The sequence below is a fragment of the Actinomycetospora succinea genome (genome assembly GCF_004363095.1).
Lineage (GTDB): Bacteria > Actinomycetota > Actinomycetes > Mycobacteriales > Pseudonocardiaceae > Actinomycetospora > Actinomycetospora succinea.
Window position 1 is genome coordinate 56,816 of record NZ_SNYO01000006.1, and the last position, 21,285, is coordinate 78,100.

The 21,285-nt window shown below is 72.9% G+C and carries 19 protein-coding genes and 1 tRNA gene; 9 read left to right on the forward strand and 11 right to left on the reverse strand.

Features of this window, described 5'->3' with window-relative positions:
• Nucleotides 1-14: 14 nt before the first annotated feature.
• Nucleotides 15-569 (forward strand): CGNR zinc finger domain-containing protein, encoded by a 555-nt coding sequence (locus EV188_RS20415; protein WP_243741868.1) that lies wholly within the window; start codon nucleotides 15-17, stop codon nucleotides 567-569.
• On the opposite strand, the gene EV188_RS31820 is transcribed toward EV188_RS20415, so the two are convergent.
• Both EV188_RS31820 and EV188_RS20425 read right to left on the reverse strand, forming a co-directional pair.
• The gene (locus EV188_RS31820) at nucleotides 514-1,218 is read right to left on the reverse strand and encodes a TetR/AcrR family transcriptional regulator (RefSeq protein WP_166659993.1); all 705 of its coding nucleotides are present in this window, start codon (nucleotides 1,216-1,218) and stop codon (nucleotides 514-516) included. The genes EV188_RS20415 and EV188_RS31820 overlap by 56 nt on opposite strands.
• Before the next feature lie 59 nt (nucleotides 1,219-1,277).
• Nucleotides 1,278-2,186 (reverse strand): SMP-30/gluconolactonase/LRE family protein, encoded by a 909-nt coding sequence (locus tag EV188_RS20425; RefSeq protein ID WP_133828159.1) that lies wholly within the window; start codon nucleotides 2,184-2,186, stop codon nucleotides 1,278-1,280.
• 43 nt (nucleotides 2,187-2,229) lie between these two features.
• Here EV188_RS20425 and EV188_RS20430 point away from each other — a divergent pair, with 43 nt between their 5' ends.
• The 3 genes from EV188_RS20430 to EV188_RS20440 are packed head-to-tail and all read left to right on the forward strand — an operon-like array spanning nucleotide 2,230 to nucleotide 4,588.
• Nucleotides 2,230-3,312 carry a thiamine pyrophosphate-dependent dehydrogenase E1 component subunit alpha gene (locus EV188_RS20430; protein WP_208114304.1) on the forward strand — a complete coding sequence of 361 codons (1,083 nt, stop codon included), beginning with the start codon at nucleotides 2,230-2,232 and terminating at the stop codon, nucleotides 3,310-3,312.
• A complete protein-coding gene (locus EV188_RS20435) occupies nucleotides 3,309-4,325 on the forward strand; it encodes an alpha-ketoacid dehydrogenase subunit beta (RefSeq protein ID WP_208114305.1) in 1,017 nt (338 codons plus the stop codon). The genes EV188_RS20430 and EV188_RS20435 overlap by 4 nt, the downstream gene beginning before the upstream one ends.
• A 23-nt stretch (nucleotides 4,326-4,348) precedes the next feature.
• Nucleotides 4,349-4,588: a biotin/lipoyl-containing protein gene (locus tag EV188_RS20440; RefSeq protein WP_133828160.1), complete on the forward strand. Its 240-nt coding sequence runs from the start codon at nucleotides 4,349-4,351 to the stop codon at nucleotides 4,586-4,588.
• On the opposite strand, the gene EV188_RS20445 is transcribed toward EV188_RS20440, so the two are convergent.
• Nucleotides 4,585-6,099, reverse strand: a complete 1,515-nt coding sequence (locus EV188_RS20445; protein ID WP_133828161.1) for a class I adenylate-forming enzyme family protein — start codon at nucleotides 6,097-6,099, stop codon at nucleotides 4,585-4,587. The genes EV188_RS20440 and EV188_RS20445 overlap by 4 nt on opposite strands.
• 5 nt (nucleotides 6,100-6,104) lie before the next feature.
• Nucleotides 6,105-7,451 carry an MFS transporter gene (locus EV188_RS20450; protein ID WP_133828162.1) on the reverse strand — a complete coding sequence of 449 codons (1,347 nt, stop codon included), beginning with the start codon at nucleotides 7,449-7,451 and terminating at the stop codon, nucleotides 6,105-6,107.
• A gap of 155 nt (nucleotides 7,452-7,606) precedes the next feature.
• Between EV188_RS20450 and EV188_RS20455 the strand changes: the two genes are divergently transcribed.
• Nucleotides 7,607-9,409, forward strand: coding sequence for a flavin-containing monooxygenase (locus EV188_RS20455; RefSeq protein WP_208114306.1), 1,803 nt, complete (start codon nucleotides 7,607-7,609; stop codon nucleotides 9,407-9,409).
• Between the two features lie 6 nt (nucleotides 9,410-9,415).
• On the opposite strand, the gene EV188_RS20460 is transcribed toward EV188_RS20455, so the two are convergent.
• The 6 genes from EV188_RS20460 to EV188_RS20485 form a co-directional block, all read right to left on the reverse strand.
• On the reverse strand, nucleotides 9,416-11,347 hold the full coding sequence (locus EV188_RS20460) for a flavin-containing monooxygenase (RefSeq protein ID WP_133828163.1): 1,932 nt from the start codon (nucleotides 11,345-11,347) through the stop codon (nucleotides 9,416-9,418).
• Between the two features lie 76 nt (nucleotides 11,348-11,423).
• Complete coding sequence (locus EV188_RS20465) at nucleotides 11,424-12,191, reverse strand: enoyl-CoA hydratase/isomerase family protein (protein WP_166659994.1); 768 nt, start codon at nucleotides 12,189-12,191, stop codon at nucleotides 11,424-11,426.
• Between the two features lie 25 nt (nucleotides 12,192-12,216).
• Nucleotides 12,217-12,975, reverse strand: a complete 759-nt coding sequence (locus EV188_RS20470) for an SDR family NAD(P)-dependent oxidoreductase (protein ID WP_133828165.1) — start codon at nucleotides 12,973-12,975, stop codon at nucleotides 12,217-12,219.
• Entirely contained in the window at nucleotides 12,956-14,479 is a 1,524-nt protein-coding gene (locus tag EV188_RS20475) for a class I adenylate-forming enzyme family protein (protein WP_133828166.1), read from the reverse strand. Before EV188_RS20475 ends, EV188_RS20470 begins: the two co-directional genes overlap by 20 nt.
• Before the next feature lie 710 nt (nucleotides 14,480-15,189).
• Nucleotides 15,190-15,768 carry a helix-turn-helix domain-containing protein gene (locus EV188_RS20480; RefSeq protein WP_133828167.1) on the reverse strand — a complete coding sequence of 193 codons (579 nt, stop codon included), beginning with the start codon at nucleotides 15,766-15,768 and terminating at the stop codon, nucleotides 15,190-15,192.
• A gap of 765 nt (nucleotides 15,769-16,533) precedes the next feature.
• Nucleotides 16,534-16,908, reverse strand: coding sequence for a hypothetical protein (locus EV188_RS20485; RefSeq protein WP_208114307.1), 375 nt, complete (start codon nucleotides 16,906-16,908; stop codon nucleotides 16,534-16,536).
• A gap of 572 nt (nucleotides 16,909-17,480) precedes the next feature.
• Here EV188_RS20485 and EV188_RS20490 point away from each other — a divergent pair.
• The gene (locus EV188_RS20490; RefSeq protein WP_166659995.1) at nucleotides 17,481-17,945 is read left to right on the forward strand and encodes a tyrosine-type recombinase/integrase; all 465 of its coding nucleotides are present in this window, start codon (nucleotides 17,481-17,483) and stop codon (nucleotides 17,943-17,945) included.
• Nucleotides 17,946-18,008: 63 nt separating this feature from the next.
• On the opposite strand, the gene EV188_RS20495 is transcribed toward EV188_RS20490, so the two are convergent.
• Nucleotides 18,009-18,086, reverse strand: a tRNA-Ile gene (locus EV188_RS20495).
• A 348-nt stretch (nucleotides 18,087-18,434) separates the two neighbouring features.
• Between EV188_RS20495 and EV188_RS20500 the strand changes: the two genes are divergently transcribed.
• The 3 genes from EV188_RS20500 to EV188_RS20510 all read left to right on the forward strand — a co-directional run bounded on the left by EV188_RS20500 (nucleotide 18,435) and on the right by EV188_RS20510 (nucleotide 21,262).
• Entirely contained in the window at nucleotides 18,435-18,626 is a 192-nt protein-coding gene (locus EV188_RS20500) for a hypothetical protein (protein WP_133828170.1), read from the forward strand.
• A 249-nt stretch (nucleotides 18,627-18,875) separates the two neighbouring features.
• Nucleotides 18,876-19,580: a hypothetical protein gene (locus EV188_RS20505; RefSeq protein WP_133828171.1), complete on the forward strand. Its 705-nt coding sequence runs from the start codon at nucleotides 18,876-18,878 to the stop codon at nucleotides 19,578-19,580.
• Between the two features lie 50 nt (nucleotides 19,581-19,630).
• Nucleotides 19,631-21,262 (forward strand): alkaline phosphatase D family protein, encoded by a 1,632-nt coding sequence (locus EV188_RS20510; RefSeq protein ID WP_133828172.1) that lies wholly within the window; start codon nucleotides 19,631-19,633, stop codon nucleotides 21,260-21,262.
• Nucleotides 21,263-21,285: the final 23 nt, after the last annotated feature.

Sequence of the window (21,285 nt, forward strand, 5' to 3'; positions counted from 1 at the left end):
GTCAAGATGGTGACGTGGAGTTCGCGATGGTGAGCGGCAACCTCGCGCTCGACCTCGCGGGGACGCTGCGATGGCGGCGCACCGCGCGCGAGGAGCAGCTGGTCGACCCGGACGCGCTCGCGTCGTGGCTGGTGGCGTCGGGCGCGGCGCCCGCGCCGGTGCCCGTCGACGCGGCGACGCTCGCGCGGGGGCTCGCGCTCCGTGAGGCGATCTACCGCCTGGCCTGCGACCACCTCGAGGGTCGGGCGTTCGACCCGGACGGCCTGGCGACCGTCAACGCGGCGGCGGCCGGCCCGGCGACGACGATCGCGCTGACCGCCGACGGGCTCGTGCGGCGCGGGGACGTCGACGCGGCCCTCGGCGACGTGGCGCGCTCACTGATCACGGTGCTGACCGACCCGTCCGCGCCGCCGCTCAAGGAGTGCGGACGGGAGGCGTGCACCCGGCTCTACCTCGACCGCTCCCGCGGCGCGCGCCGGACCTGGTGCGGCATGGAGGAGTGCGGCAACCGCGTCAAGGCCGCGGCGTACCGGGCCCGTCGCCGGTCGGCGGGGGGCGCACCGAACTGAGCGCCATGGCGATGAAGTCCTCGCCCAGGTCCTGCAGCGTCCGCGCGCCGTCGGGCCGGTACCACCGGTGCATCCAGTTGAACATCCCGATGATGCCCAGCACCGCCACGGCGGGGTCGATGTCGGCGCGGAAGACGCCCTCCTGCACCCCCGAGCGGATGATCTCGGCGAAGGCGCGGCCCGAGCGATCGGCGTTGTCGCGGATGCGGTCGGCCTCCGGGCCGGACATCACCTCGTGCACGTTCTCGGCGAGGAACACGAACAGCTCGGGCAGCTCGGCCATCGTGCGCACGTACTCGCGCAGCGACGACTCGAGGCGCTGCGGGGCGGGCTCGGGCAGCGCGGCCACCTCGTCGACGCGCTCGCGCAGCGTCTCGAGCGGGCGGTACAGGAGGCCGACGAGCAGCTCCTCCTTGGTGCCGACGTAGTAGTAGAGCGTCGCGCGGTTGACGCCGACCTCGACGGCCACGTCCTCGAGGGTCGCCGGGCTGTAGCCCAGCCGCTGGAAGACCCGGGCCGCGCCCGCGAGGATCTCGGCCCAGCGCTCGTCGGAGCGGCGACCGCTCGCCTGCCGGCGCTCCAGCCGGCGTCGCGCGATGTCACTGTCCGGGGCGTCCGGCGCGGTGCGGCGCCGGCGTGACGCGGACACGGGTGATCGCACTCCCTCGGCATCGGGCGGCCCCGGGAGCGGCCGGGGCCTCGCGCGCGTCACCCTAGCTCTCGGCCCCGCCCGGACGAGCCGACCGGCGCGCCGACCGATCCGGCGTGCAGCGGGAGCGGGTCGACGCCGAGGTCGAAGGCCACCAGCCGGCCGGTCAGCGCCTCGGTGACGAAGAGCCGGCCGTCGCCGCCGACACAGCAGTTGGTCGGCTGGGTCCCCTCTCCCGTCGCGAGCGTGTCGACGAGCTCGCCGCCGGCGAACACGAAGACCGCGTGCCCGACGCTGCCGCAGACGTAGAGGCGCCCGGCGGCGTCGAAGCAGAGGCCGTCGGGCATCCCGTCCGGGAGTTTCACCAGCCGCTCCGGCGTCCCGAACACGCCGCCCTCGACGTCCACGACGAGGACCCGGCGCGTCAGCGACTGCGCCAGGTACAGGCGCCCGTCCGGGCCGAACGCGAGCCCGTTGGGCATCGCGGGGACCTCGAGCGCGCCGAGCACCTCCCCGTCCGCCCCGAGCGCGACGACCCGGCCGGGACCGACGTCGGGGAGGTCCTCCCAGTTGGCGCTGTCGGTGACGTAGAGCGTGCCGTCCGGCCCGAAGCACAGGTCGTTGGGCCGGTGCGGCGCCGGCCCCGGCAGGTCGGCGCTCACCGTCGTCACGGTCCCGTCGACGTCGACGCGCTGCACGCACCCGGGCAGCTGGCGCGGCGCGCGCCAGAACCCGCGGCCCGCCGCGGACAGCCCACCGTTGTTCGCGACGTAGAGCTCCCCGCCGGCGCCGAGCACGCTGCCGTTGGGTGCCCCGCCGCAGTCGCCGAGCACGCGGACGTCCCCGCCCGGCGAGACCGCGGCGACCGCCTCGCCCTGCATCTCGGCGACGGCAACCGAGCCGTCGGCCCGCCAGGTCGGCCCTTCCGGGAAGCGCAGACCCTCGGCGACGATCGATGCTCCGCTCATGTCGCCCGACGCTAGGACTTCCGAGCAGCGAGCGTCAACGTTTATGCTGACGACAGCCACCCACCTCGACGACAGGGGTCAGGCCATGACCGACGGCACCGCCGCCGATCCGCCGCCGGAGCTGGACGGTCCGGACGGCGCCGCGCTCGCGCGCGAGCTGATGCGGCGCATGCAGCGCGTCCGCCTCTTCGAGGAGGCGACGATCGCGCTGTTCCACGCGGGCGAGCTGCCGGCCATGGTGCACCTCTCGATCGGCCAGGAGGCCGCCGTCGTCGGCGCCTGCCTGGCCACCCGGACCTCGGACTACATGACCGGCAACCACCGCTCCCACGGCCACCCCATCGCCAAGGGCGCGCGGCTCGACGCCCTCATGGCCGAGCTGCTGGGCAAGGCGACCGGGGTCTGCGGCGGCAAGGGCGGCAGCATGCACCTCGCCGACTTCTCGGTCGGCAGCCTCGGCGAGTCGGGCATCGTCGGCTCCGCCATCCCGGTCGCCACCGGCGCCGGGTTGGCCGCGCAGGTCCGCGGGACCGGGCAGGTCGCGCTGTGCTTCTTCGGCGACGGCGCCGCCAGCGAGGGCGTGCTGCACGAGTCGATGAACATGGCCGGTCTCTGGGACCTGCCCGTCGTCTACTTCTGCGAGAACAACGGCTTCGCCGTCAGCGTCACCACCGAGGAGTCGCTGTCGGTGCCCGACGTGGCGATGCGCGCCGCGGGCTACGGGATGCCGGGCGTCACCGTCGACGGGCAGGACGTGCTCGCGGTGTACTGCGCGACCCGCGAGGCGGTCGAGCGCGCACGGCGCGGTGAGGGCCCGAGCCTGGTCGAGGCGAAGACCTACCGGTTCCACGAGCACGCCTACGGGCTGGTCCTGCCCCGGCCCTACCGCGACCAGGCCGTGGTCGACAGCTGGTTCGACACCGTCGACCCGATCACCCTGTTCCACGACCGGCTGCTCGCGGAGCGCGTGCTCACCGCCGGGGAATTGCAGGCGCTGCGCGACGAGGTCGGCGCCGAGGTCGAGGCCGCCGTCGAGTTCGCGCGCCGCTCGCCCTACCCGCCGCCGGAGGCCGCGTGGACCGACGTCTACGCGCCCGGCCACGACCCGCAGGAGGTGTCCGCGTGAGCGCGCCCGCCGCCCGCCGCAAGCCCGCCCGCGCGCAGCAGCTCGGCTTCCTGCAGGCGATCAACCGGGCCCAGCACGAGGAGATGACGCGCGACGGGAGCGTCGTGCTGATGGGCCAGGACCTGCGGGCCAACGTCTTCGGCGCCGCCGCCGGCGCGCTCGAGGCCTTCGGGCCGAGCCGCGTGCGGGACCTGCCGCTCGCCGAGGCCGGGTCGATCGGCGTTGCCGCGGGTGCGGCAATGGCGGGCCTGCGCCCGATCGTCGACCTGACCGTCGCGAGCTTCGTGTTCGGCGCGATGGACCAGTTCGTCTCGCAGCTGGCGAAGGCGCGGTACATGTTCGGCGGTCAGGCCACGCTGCCGGTGGTGGTGCGCGCGGCGCTCTACTACCAGGGCGGCACGGCGGGTCACCACGCCGACCGCCCGTACCCGATGTTCATGAACGTGCCCGGGTTGAAGATCATCGTCCCGTCCACCGCCCCGGACCTGCTCGGCCTGCTCAAGTCCGCGATCCGCGACGACAACCCGGTGCTCTGCTTCGAGGACGCGAACCTGTGGGGCCGCAAGGGGCGCGGGCCCGCGATGCCCGAGGACGTCGAGCACCTGGTGCCGCTGGGCTCCGCCGCCGTCCGGCGGCCGGGCTCGGACGTGACGATCGTCGGGATCGGACTCGGCAGCTGGCTGGCGCAGCAGGCCGCCGAGGAGCTCGCGGCCGACGGCGTCGACGCCGAGGTGATCGACCCGCGCACGCTGGTGCCGATGGACTGGCCGACGATCCTCGCCTCGGTGCGCCGCACCGGGCGCTGCGTCGTCGTCGACCCCGCGAACCGGACCTGCAGCGCGGCGAGCGAGATCGCCGCGCGCGTGGTGGAGGACTGCTTCGACGCCCTGCGCGGGCCGGTCGTGCGCGTCACCACCGACGACACCCACGTGCCCTTCAGCCCGGCGCTGGAGAAGCAGATCTACCCGACGCAGGCCAAGGTCGTCGCCGCCGTGCGGCGCGCGCTGGCCTGACACTCCGAGGAGACGCAGGACCCATGACGCGGCACGAGGTACGGCTCCCCCAGCTCTCCATGGGGATGAGCGACGCCGAGATCATCGACTGGTACGTCGAGGACGGCGAGGAGGTGGCCGCGGACGCCGACCTGGTCGAGATCGAGGCCGAGAAGGCCCGCCAGATGATCGTCGCCCCGCACGCGGGCGTCGTCCGCGACCTGCAGGGCGACAGCGGCGACGTGGTGGACGTCCGCGGGCTGCTCTGCGTGATCGAGAGCTAGGAGGACTCCCGCAGCACCCGCTTGAGCACCTTGCCGCTCGCGTTGCGGGGCAGGTCGTCGTGCACCACGAACAGCGCGGGGACCTTGTAGCCGGCCAGGTGCGCCCGGCAGTGCTCGCGCACGGCGGCCTCGTCGAGGTCCGCGCCGGGCTCGAGCACCACGTGGGCCCGGACCGTCTCGCCCCAGTGCGCGTCCGGGGCCCCCACCACGGCGGCGTCCCGGACCGCGCGGTGGGCGACGAGGACGTCCTCGATCTCCACGGGGTAGATGTTCTCGCCGCCCCGGATGATCATGTCCTTCTTGCGGCCCTCCAGGTAGAGGTAGCCCTCCCCGTCGCGGCGGGCCATGTCCCCGGAACGGAACCACCCGTCGCGCAGGACCTCCGCGGTCGCCTCCGGCGCGTCGAGGTAGCCGTCCATCACGGCGTCGGCGCGGGTGGTGATCTCGCCGACCTCGCCGTCCGGCACGGCCCGCCACTCGTCGCAGAGCCGCAGGTCGACGCCGAACGCGGGCTTCCCGATCGAGCCGAGCAGGTGCTCGTGCCCGGCGGCCGCCCGCCGGTGGTCCTCGGGGCCGAGGATCGTCTGGATGCCCGCCTCGGTGCCGGCGCCGAAGGCGTTGACGAAGTCGCACCCGAAGCGGTCCATGGCCCGCCGCAGCAGCGCCGGCGACATCGGGGAGCCGCCGTAGACGATGGTCCGCAGGTCCGGGAACTCCGACGCCGCCACGAGCGGGTCGGCGAGCAAGGTGTCGATCATGGTCGGCACCAGGAACACCTGCGTGAGCCCGCCGGAGGCCATCCACCGCGCGACCGTCGGCGGGTCGAACTGCGGGAGCACCAGCGAGGTGTAGCCGCGGGCGATGCCGCTGAGCAGCCAGTACATGCCCGCGATGTGGAAGTACGGCGCGGCGGAGTAGTGGAACGTCTCGCGCGTCAGGCCGGCCGCGACCACCGTGGTCGCGGCGAGGTGCTTGCCGAACCGCTGCGAGTGCACCGCCGCCTTGGGCGTCCCGGTCGTCCCGCTGGTGAAGGCGAGGCAGACGGGGTCGGCGTCGTCGACGGCGACGTCGGGGTCGACGTCGTCGCCCTGCTCGACGAGCTCCTCGTAGGACACGTCCCCGGCACCCGCGTCGTAGCCGACGGTGGGGAGGCCGGGGAGGTCGACCAGGTCCGCGTACCGACCGCCGAGGAAGAGGACCTTCGGCGCGGCCCGACGCAGCACGGCCGCCAGCTCCGGCGCCGCGAGGCGGAAGTTCAGCGGCACGAACACCGCGCCGAGCTTCAGGCAGGCGAGCAGCGTCTCGACGTACTCGGGCGAGTCGGTGGCGAACAGCGCCACGCGGTCGCCCTTCGCCACGCCCCGGCGCGCCAGCTGCGTCGCCACCCGGTTCACCCGCGCGTCGACCTCGGCGAAGGTCCGGTGCCCGGTCCCGGTGACGAAGCACCGCGCGTGCGGGACGTCCCGGGCCTGGACGCGGATCCAGTCCGCCATCCGCAGGTTCGCCGGCATGCGGGTCAGGCCGGGGTGACGTCGGGGTCGGCGACCGCCGGCGCCGGGATCGGCTCGGCGGCGGTCGTCGTGTCCCGCATCGTCGCGGCGATCGCCACCCCGACCGCAGCGACGACGAGCAGCAGCACCGCCGGGGCGAAGCGGCTCCCCGTCACCTCCGCGCTCAGCGCGGACAGGTAGGGCCCGAACCCGGCGCCGAGGGCCCCGCCGAGGCCGTAGCCGAGCGCCGCGCCGGTGTAGCGCACGCGGGTCGGGAACGAGGCGGTGAAGGACGCGAAGGCCGGGACCGCGACCGCCCCGCCGATGCAGACGAAGGCGATGAAGCCGATCACGCCGAGCGCGCCCGCGCCGCCCTCCGCGCCGACCGCGGACATCATCGGGAACACCACGGCGGCGGCCAGCACGAGCAGCACGATCTGCACCCGCTGTCGGCCCCAGCGGTCGACGAGCTTGCCGGTGAGCAGCATGCAGGGCATGGCGCTGAGCATGCCCACCGAGGCGAAGCGCGCGGCCTCCCCCGGGGCCAGCCCGCCCGCGGTCTGCAGGTAGATCGGCAGGTAGGCGGACGCGAAGTAGCCGATGAAGAGCACCGACGCGGCGAGCACCACGACCCGGCCGAGGGCGAGCGGGTGCTGCCGGGCGATGTCGCGGACCGGGGTCTTCGACGACGTCTCCTCCCGCGCGGCGTTGCGCTTGAACTCCGGCGAGTCGTCGAGCCGGGTGCGCAGCACGAGCACCAGCACCGTGAGCGGCAGCGAGAGCAGCAGCGGGATGCGCCAGCCCCAGGCGCCCATGACGTCGTCGGCGATGACGAGCGTGACGACCCCGACGACGGCCGGGGCCAGCGCCGCGCCGAGGGCGTTGCCCAGCGGCGTGATGGAGGCGAGGAAGCCGTAGTTGCGCCGGGTGCCGTGCTCCGTCACGAACGTCGCCGAGCCCATCAGCTCGCCGCCCGCCGAGAACCCCTGCAGGAGGCGCAGGAGGACCAGCAGGACGGGTGCGAGCACGCCGATGGTCGCGTAGGTCGGCAGCAGGCCGATGACGAACGTCGCCGTCCCCATCGTCACGACCGTGGCGATGAGGGTGAAGCGACGCCCGCGCCGGTCGCCGAGGCGCCCGAAGAACAGCCCGCCCACCGGCCGCGCGAGGAAGCCCGCGCCGAGGGCCAGCAGCGCGGCCAGCACGCCGGTCGCCGGGTTGTCGGCCGGGAAGAACAACGGCGCCGTGAACACCACCAGGTAGGTGTAGATGGCGAAGTCGTACGCCTCGATCATCGTCCCGAGCATCCCGGCGGTCCCCGCCCGGCGCGCTGACTGGTGGCTCTGCGGAGCCGGTGCCTCGGCAGTCGACATGGCGCTCTTCTCTCGTCAACAACAACGTAGACGTTGAAACTGTGGCGGGAAGTCAAGGTCAAGTCAAGAACACATCCGGCGTCTACGTTGACGTTGACTATCGCGTCGCCGGTCTGCGACCTTGCGGTCGGAGCGCCGAGGTGAGGAGTGCCGTCATGCCGGACGACCAGGGGTTCGAGGCGATGGACTTCGTCGCCTCCGCGGGCGTCGATCTCGACGGCGTCGACCTCGAGGCGCTCGGGCGCCGGTACCGCGAGGAGCGGGCCAAGCGCGTCGACGACGACCGCGCCGCCTTCGTCGACCTCAGCGGCGACCGGGCGCGGTACGTCGCGGACCCCTTCTCCGCGCCCGAGCCCCGCGCCGCCGTCACGGACACGGTCGAGCTGGTCGTCGTCGGGGCGGGGTTCGGGGGCCTGCTCACCGCGATCCGGTTCCGCGAGGTCGGCTTCACCCGTATCCGGCTGATCGACACCGCCGGCGACGTGGGCGGGGTCTGGTACTGGAACCGCTATCCGGGCGCGATGTGCGACGTCGACTCCCTGACCTACCTCCCGCTGCTCGAGGAGACGGGCTACGTGCCCCGCGACCGGTACGCCGGATCGTCCGAGATCCGCGCCTACGCCCGGCGCCTGGCCGCGTCTCACGGTCTCGACGAGCTCGCGCTGTTCCACACGACCGTGACCGGGCTGCGGTGGGACGAGGACACCGCGCACTGGACGACCACCACCGACCGGGGCGACGAGATCGCCTCGCCGTTCGTGATGATCGCCGACGGCAACTTCAACCGGGTGCGCATCCCGGCGATCCCGGGTCTCGGGGACTTCCGGGGGCACTCGTTCCACACCAGCCGGTGGGACTTCGCCTACACCGGCCGCGACCTCGGCGGTCTCGCCGGCAAGCGCGTCGGCGTCATCGGCACCGGGGCCACCGCGGCGCAGGTCGTGCCGCCGCTGGCGCGCGCCGCCGAGCACCTGGTCGTCTTCCAGCGCACGCCGTCGACGGTCGGCGTCCGCGCCAACGCCCCCCTCGACCCGGACGTCGTCGCGGGCCTGGACCCGGGGTGGCAGCGGGAGCGGATCCGCAACTTCGCCGCCATCGTGTCCGGCCGACGCCAGCCCGTGGACCTCGTCCGCGACGGCTGGACCGACTACCACCAGGCGGCCCCGGTCCCCCGCGACGGCGAGGACGCCGCAGCCGCCGCGCGGCGGGGCAACCTGCTGCACATGGAGGCGCTGCGCGCCCGCGTCGACGCGACGGTCCACGATCCCGCCACCGCCGAGGCGCTCAAGCCCTGGTACGCGTACTTCTGCACGCGGCCGGTGTTCCACGACGAGTACCTCGCCACCTTCAACCGGCCCGACACGACGCTCGTCGACACCGGCGGGCGGGGCATCGAGCGCTTCTCCGAGGACGGGGTCGTGGTGGACGGCGTCGAGCACCCGCTCGACTGCCTCGTCCTCGCGACCGGCTTCGCCTACGGCACGCCCTACACCGACAAGATCGGGTTCGACGTGGTGGGTCGTGACGGGCTGCGGATCTCGGAGAAGTACGCGACGCGGTTCTCGACCCTGCACGGGCTGATGAGCCGCGGCTTCCCGAACCTGTTCATGATCCCGGGCGGGAACATGCAGTCCTCCGTGACGCTCAACGTGCTCCACACGCTCGACGAGAACGCGCTCCACGCGGCGGGCGTGGCGGCCCGGACACGCGAGCTCGGGGCGCGCTGCTTCGACGTCGAGGCCGACGCGGAGGAGAAGTGGGTCGCGGAGTGCGTCACGCACGCCCGGGACAACGCCGAGTTCCTCGAGTCGTGCACGCCGAACCGCTTCAACGCCGAGGGCGACCTCTCCCGGCGGTCCCTGGCGACCTCGAACCATCCCCTGCCGGTGCTCGAGTTCTTCGACCTTCTGCGCGCGTGGCGTGACGAGGGCTCCCTGCCGGGCCTGGAACTCGGCTGACCTACCTCAGGCCACCTCGGCCGCGCGTCCCCGCCGCGGCTCGACGATGTAGTCGTCGAGCCCGGAGGCGCGCATGAAGTGGTGGAAGTCGACGTTGCGGAAGGGGCTGTTGACGGTGACCCGACCCCGCGCGTTGCGGTAGTAGGTCGACATCCCGGGGTGGGTCCACACCATCGACGCGTGCGCGGCGTCCACCTCGGCGTTGTAGGCGTCGTGGACGTCGCGGCGGCACTCGATGCTCCCGGCGCCCGCGCGGAACATCTCCTCGAGCATCCGGCGCACGTAGCCGGTCTGCTGCTCGAGGACCACGATGAAGCTCCCGCCGTGGCCGGGCTGGAGGTTCGGGCCGTAGAGGCAGAAGAAGTTCGGCAGGTCGGGCACGACGGTGCCGAGGTAGGCCTGGGCGTCGTCGTCGTCCCAGATCTCGCGGATCGTGCGGCCCGAGCGGCCGCGGACGTCCATCGAGCCCAGGAAGCGCACCACGTCGAAGCCGGTCGCGGCGACCAGCACGTCGACCTCGCGCTCCACGCCGTCGCCCGCGACGACCGCGTGCGGGCGCACCTCTGCGGCGCCGTCCGCCGCGAGCGTGACGTCGTCGCGGCGCAGCGCGCGATACCAGCCGTTGTCGAACAGCATCCGCTTGCCGTAGGGCGGGTAGGTCGGCAGGACCTTGGGCAGCAGGTCCTGCCGGTCGCCGAGCTCGTCGGTGATGTACCGGGTGAAGAACTCGCGGTGGCGGTCGTTGACCTCGTTGAGCGAACGCTCCGGGTGGGGCCACGCGGGGTCGCGCTGCAGCGTCGGGTGGAGCTTGTCGTTGAAGTTCCAGAACAGCCGCAGCCGGTACCACAGGCGGTAGAGCGGGACGGTCGTCAGCAGCCAGCGCAGCGGGTCCGGCACCGGCGTCTGGAACTTCTCGAACGGCACGATCCACTGCGGCGACCGCTGGTAGACGTGGACCTCCGCGGCGTCGCGCACGATCGCCGGAACCACCTGCATCGCGCTCGCCCCGTTGCCGATCACGGCGACGCGCTTGCCGGTGACGTCGAGGTCCTCGGGCCAGTCCCCGGTGTGCGCGCGCTCGCCGGTGAAGGTGTCGAGTCCGGGGACGTCCGGCCACACCGGCCGGGCGAACGCGCCCACCGCGCTGATCAGGACGTCGGCGCTCAGGGTGCGCGCCGCGCCGTCCGCGCCCCGCACGTCGACCTCCCAGGACTGCGCGGCCTCGTCCCAGCGGGCCGCGAGCACCTCGGTGCGCAGCTGGATGCGGGGGCGGACGCCGAGATCGGTAGCAGCCGATTCGAAGTAGTCGTGGAGGGTGTCGCGCAGCGAGAAGTACGCCGGCCAGTCATAGGTGTCGTAGAACGAGTAGCTGTAGAGGTGGCTCGGGGTGTCGACCCCGCAGCCCGGGTACCGGTTGCGCCACCACGTCCCGCCGACCGCGTCGGCCTTCTCGAGGATCGTGTACTCGACCCCCAGCCGGGCCAGCTCGACGCCGATCGCGATGCCCGAGGCCCCCGCCCCGACGACGATGGCGCGGAACCCGGGCGGCGGGACCGCGTCGGCGGGCGGCGGCCGGTCGGCCTCCTGCTCGGCCGAGAGCCCGAAGACCTGGCGCAGCATCGGCCCGTACTCGTCGGGGACCTCCTGGGCCATCGACACCGACAGCATGCGCACGAGCAGGGCCTCGGAGGGCTCGGGGATCGCGGGCGGGCACCCGCCGAGCCAGGCGGTGATCGCGGCCGCGGCGGCGTCGCGGATCTCCTGCTGCACCTCGGGCGGCAGCCCGGCGTCGTCGTGGTCGCTCATCCCGCGGGCGCGGGTGGGGCGGTAGGGCGCCTCGAGCCACCGCTCGTCCCCGCCGAGCTGCACGAGCATCGGGAGGAGCGAGGGGATGTTGGCGATCGCGACCGCCTCGTCGACCGGGGCGCCGGCATCCATGGGTCGTCCTTTCGTCGCCGACGGGCAGCGCCCCGAGAGTATGCGTCAACGTTGACGCTGACAAGTTGGGGACCGCTCAGGACGACCGACGCCGCGCCAGCACCGCCGCGAACTCGGCGCCCTGCATGGCCTGCTCCTCGAGGGCGAGGCCGTGGTCGAGGGCCCGCGATGCCGCGTCCTTGAGGTGGAGGTTCAGCACCCGCTTGGTGCTCTGGAGGGCGAACGGCGGCAGGGCCGCCCACCGGCGCGCCAGAGCGGTCGCCGTGGCGAGCACCGACGGACCGTCGACGACCTCGGTCGCCAGGCCGATCGCGACGGCTTCCTCGGCGGTGAGCACCTCGGCGCCGAGGAGCAGGCGTTTCGCGCGGTTCACCCCGATGATCGCCGGCCAGAGCGCGGCGCTGCCGTTGCCCGCGGTCACCCCGCCGGCGACGTGCCGGTCGCCGAGGTGCGCGCGGCGTGCGACGACCGAGGCGTCGGCGAGCGTCGCGAGCACGGCGCCGAGCCCGAGGGCGTCGCCGTTGACGGCCGCGACCACGGGTTTCTCGAGGTCGAGCAGGGTCTCCACGATCATCCGCGCCTCCTGCACGGGGGTGAGCCCGGTCAGGGTGGTGAAGGTCCGCGACGCGCTGCTGTCGCCGCCGCGGCAGAAGGTGTCGCCCGCGCCGGTCAGCACGACCGCGCGGACCCGCTCGTCGGCGCGGGCGCGCACGAACAACCGCGTCAGCTCCGAGTGCATCGTGTCGTCGACGGCGTTCCCGTGCTCCGGGCGGTCGAGCGTCAGCCTCGCGACGCCGTCCTCCACGGCGATCCGGATGCGGGTGAACTCCTTCTGGTCGAGCACGGCTCCTCCTCCTGTTCTCCCCGGCTCACGCGAGCCCGGGCACGGCCGCCGTGAGCCCGCCGTCCACCGGCAGCACGACACCCGTGACGTGGGCAGCCCGGTCGCTCACCAACCAGCACACGGCATCGGCGATCTCGCCCGCCCGCGCCGCACGGCCCACGGGGTGGGCGGCCGCGAACTCGTCCGCCTCCAGGCCCGCGGTCAGCTCCGTCGCGACCAGGCCGGGCGCCACCGCATTGACCCGGACACCGTGGCGGGCGTACTCCACGGCCGCGGTCCGGGTGAGCCCGATGACCGCGTGCTTGCTCGCCGCGTACGCGCACGCTCCGGGGACGCCGCGCAGACCGGCGCCGGAGGTCATGTTGACGACGGCGCCGCGGCCCTGGCCCACCATGACCGGGAGCTGGGCACGCAGGCCGTGCAGGACGCCGCCCACGTTGACCTGCTGCACGCGCCAGAACGCGTCCACGGGGTAGTCCGCGGTCGGCACCTGCGGTCCGGGCACGCCCGCGTTGTTGACCGCCGCGTCGAGCCGGCCGAACCGGGCCACGGCGGCGTCCACGGCGTCCGCGACGGCATCGGCGCGCGAGACGTCGGCGGGGACGGCGAGGACCTCGACGCCGGTGAGCTCGTCGGCCAGCGCGGCGAGGGCGGGTTCGTCCCGGTCGACGAGGACGAGCGCGCTCCCTTCGGCGGCCAGTCCGCGGGCCACCGCCGCACCGATCCCCCGGGCGGCGCCGGTCACGAGCGCGACGCGCGCCGGGCTACAGCCGGCGGAGCTCACGCTTGAGCACCTTGCCCGCCGCGTTGCGCGGCAGGTCGTCGTGGACGACGAAGCGCGCCGGCACCTTGAAGCCCGCCAGCCGGGCCCGGCAGTGCGCCCGCACCTCGTCCTCGTCGAAGCGAGCCCCGGGACCGACGACCACGTGGGCGCGCACGACCTCGCCCCAGTGCTCGTCGGGGACGCCGACCACGGCGACCTCCCGGAGCGCCGGATGCTCGCCGAGCACGTCCTCGATCTCGACGGGGTAGACGTTCTCCCCGCCCCGGATGATCATGTCCTTCTTGCGCCCGGCCAGGTACAGGTAGCCGTCCCCGTCGCGGTAGGCCAGGTCACCGGTGCGGAACCACCCGTCGGCGAGCACCTCGGCCGTCGCGTCGGGTTGCCCCAGGTAGCCGTCCATGGTCGCGTCGGCGCGGAAGACGAGCTCGCCGACCTCGGCGTCGGCGACCTCGCGCAGGTCGTCGTCGCACACCCGCAGATCCACCCCCGTCACGGCGCGCCCGATCGAGCCGAGCAGGTGCTCGTGGCCGTCGAGGGCGAGCCGGTGGTCCTCCGGGGTGAGGCTCGCGGAGCACCCGCCTTCGGTGCTGCCGAACATGTTGAGGAAGTCGCAGTCGAAGACCGCCATGGCCCGGCGCAGCAGGGCCGGCGACATCGGCGACCCACCGTAGCCGATCGACCGGACCGCGGACAGGTCGCCGGTGCGCACGGCGTCCTGCTCGAGCAGCATCGCGATCATCGTGGGGACGAGGAAGACGTCCGAGAGCTCGCCCGACGCCATCCAGCGCGCCACGTTCGGCGGGTCGAAGGCGGGCAGGATCAGCGAGGCGTGGCCGCGCGCGATGCCGGCGAGCACGTAGTTCATCCCGCCGACGTGGAACAGCGGCGAGGCCGTGTAGTGCACGGTCGTGCTCGTCATCCGCCGGTCGATCAGGCACTGCACGACGAGGTGCTTGACCATGCGCTGCGAGTGCACGACCGCCTTCGGCAGGGCCGTCGTCCCGCTGGTGAAGGCCAGGCACACCGTGTCCGCGTCGTCGACCTCGACGTCGATCTCGACATCCGCGCCGCGCGCGAGCAGGTCGGCGTAGCTCCGGTCCCCTGCCGGCCCGTCGTAGCAGATCGTCGCCTCCAGCCCGGGCACGTCGAGCGCCCGCACCGCCTCGGCGTACCGGGCGCTGAAGAACAGGACCTTGGCCTCCGCCGTCCGCAGCAGCGCCTGGAGCTCGGGCGGCGCCAGCCGGAAGTTCAGCGGCACGTAGACGGCACCGAGCTCGAGGCACGCGAGCAGGGTCTCGACGTACTCGGCGGAGTCGGTCGCGAACAGGGCCACGCGGTCACCACGGGTGACCCCGAGGCGGACCAGCTCCCCGGCCACCCGGTTCACGCGGCTGTTGACCTCGGCGAACGTGCGCGCCCCGGTCTCGGTGACCAGGCAGCGCCGGTGCGGGACGTTCCGGGCGTGGATGCGGATCCAGTCGGCCATCCGCGAGTTGCGTTGCATCGCACCGACTCCGTCATCGCTGGCGTTGACGGAACGGAGCCTAGTGAGGTCGCCGAGAACGCGTCAACGCACTCGCTGACGCACACCGCCGGAGGCGGCGACCGAGGGTCGAGTGGGGCAGGTCGGGCTCGAACCGACGACCTGACGGATGCTGCGTCAGCTCATCCGAGCCTTCACCGTCGGTACCGGACACCGCCGCTGAGCTGGGCACGAGGTCCACTCCGGACTCAGCCGCCATCCGACCACTCCTCCCCCGTTCCGGCTCTTCCGTGGGGGAATCGTGGGGGGATGATCATGCGCCCCGGCGAGCCCTACGCAGGCTGATCCCGGCGCACCCCGAGAGTGCGTCGAACCGCCACGGTGGAGTGATCGCGGCAGGCACGAAGGGTGTGCGAGACGCGGCCGGCCCTCCGCAACGCCCCCCTGAAAGCACCGGTGGTGCGCGCACGATGAGGAGAGCCGGACGCCCGGCAAGCATGGACCCCGCCGACGGGCCTGTCGATGGTCAACCCGCTCAGTGGCGACGGACCGGTCGGACGGAGAGGCGACACCCCCGCTGGTCAGGGGGGCCAAGCAGCGGAGGCGCCGCCTCAGGCGATCCGGCTCGACGCCGGACAACAACTGATTGTGCGCAAAGCCAAGTACTCGTCAAGCGGCCGGAACGACGAGTCAGGGAGCGGACAGCCCACGGTTCAGGAAGGGCGCGACCGCTACGACTCAGATCGCCTTGCGGCATCGACTGCACGGTCGAGCAGGACACGTGGATCGGGAGCGTCTGGAACATCCGAGGCGCGCAGGGTCTGGCTCGGAGAGCACCCGAAGACACGCTTGTACTCTCCGGCGAACCGCCCGGCGTTCGCGAAGTGCCATCGGCTGGCGATGTCGCCGACCGTGCACTGGCTGCTTCGGTGACCGGCGGAGAGGTCGCGACGGGCGCACTCCATGCGGACCTGGCGCAGGTAGCCCAGCGGTGTCTGCTGTCGTTGATCGCGGAACGCCTGCTGCAGCCCGCGAACGCCGATGTGGGCAGCTGCGGCGATCTCCTCGACGCCGATCTCGTGATGGGCGTTGGCGTGGATGAACGAGACCGCGCGAGTCACCGTGTGCGAGGCGGCGTTGGCGTGCTCCTCGCGTGGCCCTGTCACCAGCGCTTCGGCGAACTCCTTCACACCCCGGTCGTGGTCACGCGCCATCGCCACCAACATCGTCGACGCCTGCTCGACGTCCCGGCGGTAACGCTCCATGAGCACGCCGAGGGCCACGTCGATCGGATCATAGGAACCCGGCATCTCGCCCTCCTGACGTCATCCGGCCTGCACGCGCATGAGCCGGTGACGCGAGAGCGCACAGCCGCGACACCGAAGACGAGCACCACCATCGCACGGACTACCCTCGGAACGCACGAGTTGTCGCGGCTGCGCACCGCGCTGCTGCTCCGAGCCTCCGCTCCAGGCGAGCCTCGGGTCACTCTCGTGACGTCCACTTTCAACACGCCTAGCCAGCGGCCCACCCGGTCTTTGAGGTGTCGAAGGTCCTCCGCGGGGGCGGCCTTACACGCCGTCGTCGACAGCAGCGCGGCCGTAACGATTCGGTGGTGGCTCCATGATCCGCGCACCAACGTCGGGGCACAGCGACGAAAGTTGCCGGTCGGTGCCGCACCGGCCACCCAGGCAGGAGCAACCTCAGGCAATCTCGTGGTAGCCGTGTGCACGTTCCTCGCGACGGATTGCGAGCCACGGGCGAACGGTCGTCACGCTGGCTCTCGCTGCCTGAGGTGTGTTGACCTCGGCGGCGACGACGGCCTCGGTGCGACGCCGGAAGCCAGTGTTGGCACCGAGGCCGTTTCGCGAGGCTGCGGTGGTGAACCTCGGGCCAGCTCGGGTTGCGCACCGGCCGTCGGCTCCATGGGTGGACCGACCATCGAGGGGCCCGATTCGGGATGGTGCCCCCTTGATCAGCCTCTGCAAACGTGTTCCCCAAAGGTCGGCGAGCCGCGTCGTTCTGCGGCTCGACGCCCCAGTCGTCGTTTCGCTGAGCGACCGAACAACACCGGATCAGGAGAGGTCGGGTGCGGGCCGGGGCAGAAGCGTGCGGACGGAATCGCACAGCCCCTGCATCTCGACGATCGGCGCAGCGCCGAGCAGCTGCATGAAGTGCCGCCACTTCGCTCCGTCGACGGTGACCGTCATGCCTCCAGGTCCGGCAACCAGCGCGAGCAGGCCATCCAACCCCTCTCGGCCGCAGTGGGTGACAGCCGCCATGTTCAGATGCAGGTCCGTCTGGCCGCCCCGCTCGAGGTGCTCGCAGTAGTTGGCGAGACTGAGCATCTCGGGTGCACCGATCGGACCAGCCAGGACGATCGTCCGCGGCGTGGTGGCGTCCACCGGCGGCCCCCGCTCGGGTTGGCGAAGGCTGAGCGTCCCGCTCACCCGAGGTATCCGCAAGTACACGGACTGTTTCTACTCACGCTTCTGCTGGCGATGGCGTTCGGACACCCGGGTCCGTGCGGCCGAGATGCCCGCTGGCCAACCGTCACCCGAGCAGTGAGAAGCGGGGTCTCTCCCTCGGCGGCGCGAGCTCTGCCCTGCCAGGCCGCTCGTGCGGGTGCAAGCGCCCCGTCCATCGATGACCGGCGCTCACGCTGTCTGGTGGCGCTTGCGGCTGTGCGGGCGGTCTGGCAGCCCTCGGGCGCGTCGTCGTGGGTGAGGCCCCGCCCCGACCACCACTCCCACGTCCTGGAGCTCGTCGTACGGGTGGGCTCTCCTGAGGTCGGTGCCCTGGTCCAGGGCGGAGCGCCTGGCCGCCGGAGGCCGAGTCCCGTGCTGCTCACGGTGCCCGCTGTGGTCGAGGTCGTCGCTGTCGCTGTCCGGCTGGTGGTCTGGCCCGGCCGGGTCCGCCGCCCCGCCCCCGACGCAGTCATTGGGGGTGCGGGGAGGCGTGGCCCGGCAGGGCCGGGCCACGCCGGCGCGCCAGCGCCGGCCCTGATCGCTGGTGGTGTCCGGTGAGCGAGCGGGTTCTCGGTGTTCGACGTGTCGGCCTGGTCCGCCACGAGGGCAAGACCTTCGCAGCGCAACGGGTCCTGCCGCTGCCGGGCTTCCTGCTCGAGTGCCTCGCCGAGCGCCGCCCTGACGATGTGATGCCCAGCTCGATGGTCTTCCCGAACTCACGCGGCCACGCCCTCGGCCGGAAGTCCTGGCGCGACCCACAGAACACCGGAGCACGGCTCCGGGATGCTCTCGACGCGGCCGGCTACGAGTGGGTCACCAGCCACGTCTTCCGCAAGACGGCGGCGACCGTCCTCGACCAAGCCGGGCTCTCCGCTCGCGCCATCGCCGGGCACATCGGCCACGCCCGGCCCTCGATCACACAGGACGTCTACATGGACAAGCGCGCCGAGGGGCGCGACGCCGCCGAGGCCTTCGACGCGGCCTACGGATCAGGCAACGACAGCGAAAGCGTGGAATAAGTGGGGAAAGAGTGGGGATCGATCTTGCTTGAAATGATCGCGCACGTCGCTGACCTGCGGGGATGGTGGGGCAGGTCGGGCTCGAACCGACGACCTGACGGATTATGAGTCCGCTGCTCTGACCAGCTGAGCTACTGCCCCCCGGGCGTCGTGCACTCCCGCCGGGCGTCCACGACCGGGCGAAGCGTACGACACCCCCGCGCGCCGGATCCCGGGTTCGTCCGCGCCGCGCCGATGACGTCCACGTGTCCGCCCGTGACGTCGCCGTGACATCGCGGAGATCCTCCCGCGCGCCGCCGGAGGGGGCCTGGAGGTGCGGGATCGGTGTCCCATCGCTCCAGGGCTCGACGACGCCTCGTGATGATCTCGTTACCGAGTGCCGGATTCGGCCGTTCTGAGTTGAATCGGCAGGCGAAGGGCGGCGATGGTTCCGCCGTCCGGGTCAATTCGGCCCGGGCAGCTCCCCAGTCCTGATCGGGAAGGACCCTCATGAAGAAGAGCACGATGCGCCTCGCGTTCGCCGCCGTCGCCGTCCCCGCGGCGGTCACCGGCTTCGCCGCCCCGGCCGCCAACGCGGTCGAGCTCGCGCCGTACGCCCACCAGCTCGACAAGGACGTCGCGGCCACCGAGGCCGAGGTCGGTGCGGTGCTGGACGACCTGGGCCTCGAGGCCGCCGAGTAGGCAGTACGACAGCAGCTCACGCGAGGGTCCGGGTCGACGACGACCCGGGCCCTCCGCGCGTCACGGGCCTGGACATCGAGGGGTTCGCCGACGACCCTGGAGGCACGTCACACCGATCTCACCCGGACCGCTCGGAGGCCGCTATGCGCCTGGGACGTCGACTCTCCGCCGGCATCGCCGAGGACCCGCCCGCGCCACCCGAGACGACGGAGGTCGAGGAGACGCGCGAGATCACCACCACGGAGCACCGTGAGCCGGCCGAGCAGCTGGTCGATCGGTAGACACCGCCCGCGGCCGGAAGGGCCGCTGACCGGGTACAAGATCGCCTACCCGATGATCTCCGCGGACTCGCGCCGCGGAGGGTTCAACGGCGTCGCGCTCGGCCGCTCGCAGGTCTACGGGGCGGTCGCCGACGCCGTGTGCATCCAGAGCCCGCGCCACCGGTGCCCGTCGTCGTGGTGCGACTGCGGGTTCTACTGCTTCCACGCCCTGTCCGACGCCCGCGACCTAGCGTGCGACCCGCAGTACCAGCACTGCGTGCTGCTCGAGATCGCGGCGTCGGGCCGGTTCGTCCGCTACGAGCTCGGCCTGCGCTACGCGCGCCAGACCGTGCGCTCGGTGCGCCTCGGCCGGTGCGGCTGCGGGCGCCCGGCGACCGCGCTCGCCGACGGCGGGCCCGGCGTCGTGGGGTGGCGGCGGCTGCACCCGGTGTGCGGGCTGTGCGCCGGCCCGCGGCCGGTCGTCACGCCGGAGGCGTTCGGGGTGCTCTGCGGGAACGTGCCGGTGCGGGCCGAGGAGGCCCTGGACGACACCCTCGCCCCGCTCGCGGGCGTCGGCGCCGAGGTCGACGACGCCACGATCGTGCCGCTGCTCTCCGCCGAGGTGGCCCTGCTGCAGGCGCGCCTCGACCAGGTCCAGAGCCGCCTGGAGCAGTTGACCCACCGCTCGGACTGATCACGCCGGTCGGGCGTGGGCGGATCGGCCGGGTGGGGTAGGGAGGAGGGGTGACGTCCCTGGAGCTCGGTCCCCTGCTGCGCCACGTCGGCACCACCACGGCGACCGTCTGGGTGGAGACGACGGCGTCGTGCACCGTCGAGGTGCTCGGCGCGAGCGCGCCCACGTTCGAGGTGTGCGGGCAGCACTACGCGCTCGTCGTCGTCGAGGGCCTCGAACCCGGGACCTGCCGGCCCTACGAGGTCCGCCTCGACGGCGAGCTCGTCTGGCCGCTCGAGGGCACCGGGACGCCGCCGAGCTACCTGCGCACCCGCGCCGAGGCGGACGACACCGGGCGCCTGCGGTTCGTGTTCGGCTCGTGCCGCTACCCCCCGACCGACGACCCCGAGCTCGAGGCGTCGCTCGGCATCGACGCGCTCGACGCCTTCGCGACGCGGCTGATGGACGAGGTCGCCGACGCCGACGACCCGGCGACCGTCCTGCCCGACACCCTGTGCCTGCTCGGCGACCAGGTCTACGCCGACGAGATCACGCCGCGCACCGAGCGGTGGATCCGCGCGAACCGCGACCCCGAGGACCCGAACGGGCCCGGGCTCGAGATCGCGGACTTCGGCGAGTACTCCCACCTCTACAGCGAGTCGTGGAGCGACCGGGAGCTGCGGTGGCTGCTCTCGACGGTGCCGACCGCCATGATCTTCGACGACCACGACATCCGCGACGACTGGAACACCTCGCAGGTCTGGCGCGACGAGATGGCCTCGAAGCCGTGGTGGCCCCAGCGCATCCGGGCGGGGCTCGCGTCGTACTGGGTCTACCAGCACCTCGGCAACCTCGACCCGGCCACGCGCGACGCCGACCCGCTCTACCGCAAGGTGCGCGAGGCCGACGGCGACGTCTACGAGCTGCTCGCGGACTTCGCCGCCCGCGCCGACGCCGAGGTCGGCGAGCCGACCGGCGTGCGGTGGAGCTACCGCTGGGACCTGGGCCGGACGCGCCTGCTCATGGTCGACACGCGCTGCGCCCGGGTGCTCAACGCCCAGGACCGCCTGATGATCAACGACCACTCGTTCGCCTGGATCGAGGAGAGCGCCACCGACGGCGAGGTCGACCACCTGCTCATCGGGTCGTCGATCCCCTGGCTGATGCCGCCCGCGGTCAGCCACGTGCAGTCGCTCGACGAGTGGGCCGCCGCGCGGGGCAGCAAGCTCGCCGAGACCGTGCGCCAGGCCGTCGACCTCGAGCACTGGCCGGCCTTCCGCGCGTCGTTCGACCGCCTCGCCGACCTCGTCCGCGGCGTCGCCTCCGGACCCTCGTCGCCCGCGACGGTCTGCGTGCTCTCCGGCGACGTCCACCACAGCTACGCCGCCGAGGCGCGCTGGCCCTCCCCCACCCGCTCGCGGGTCTACCAGCTGACCTGCTCGCCGGTGCGCAACGGCGTCCCGTGGTTCATGGAGTACGTGTTCGCGCTCGGCTGGTGGCGGCGTCTCACGGGCGCGCTGAACCGGGTGTCGCGCGCGGCCGGTCTCGGTGACCTGCCGCTGGACTGGTCGACGGTGGGCGGCCCGTGGTTCGGCAACGCCGTCTCGACGCTCGAGGTCACCGGCCGCGACGCCCGCCTGCGCGTGGAACGCTCCGGCGCCCGTGGCGGCCTCGAGGCGGTCGCGACACTTCCTCTGACCTGAGGTCATCGGATCGGCACGGAACC

What these genes read in the sequence shown, in the direction of transcription:
- EV188_RS20425 (WP_133828159.1), bottom strand. Translation starts at nt 2,186, where the DNA reads ATGAGCGGAGCATCGATCGTCGCCGAGGGTCTGCGCTTCCCGGAAGGG.
- EV188_RS20430 (WP_208114304.1), top strand. Translation starts at nt 2,230, where the DNA reads ATGCTGACGACAGCCACCCACCTCGACGACAGGGGTCAGGCCATGACC.
- EV188_RS20440 (WP_133828160.1), top strand. Translation starts at nt 4,349, where the DNA reads ATGACGCGGCACGAGGTACGGCTCCCCCAGCTCTCCATGGGGATGAGC.
- EV188_RS20445 (WP_133828161.1), bottom strand. Translation starts at nt 6,099, where the DNA reads ATGCCGGCGAACCTGCGGATGGCGGACTGGATCCGCGTCCAGGCCCGG.
- EV188_RS20450 (WP_133828162.1), bottom strand. Translation starts at nt 7,451, where the DNA reads ATGTCGACTGCCGAGGCACCGGCTCCGCAGAGCCACCAGTCAGCGCGC.
- EV188_RS20455 (WP_208114306.1), top strand. Translation starts at nt 7,607, where the DNA reads ATGCCGGACGACCAGGGGTTCGAGGCGATGGACTTCGTCGCCTCCGCG.
- EV188_RS20460 (WP_133828163.1), bottom strand. Translation starts at nt 11,347, where the DNA reads ATGGATGCCGGCGCCCCGGTCGACGAGGCGGTCGCGATCGCCAACATC.
- EV188_RS20475 (WP_133828166.1), bottom strand. Translation starts at nt 14,479, where the DNA reads ATGCAACGCAACTCGCGGATGGCCGACTGGATCCGCATCCACGCCCGG.
- EV188_RS20480 (WP_133828167.1), bottom strand. Translation starts at nt 15,768, where the DNA reads ATGCCGGGTTCCTATGATCCGATCGACGTGGCCCTCGGCGTGCTCATG.
- EV188_RS20500 (WP_133828170.1), top strand. Translation starts at nt 18,435, where the DNA reads ATGAAGAAGAGCACGATGCGCCTCGCGTTCGCCGCCGTCGCCGTCCCC.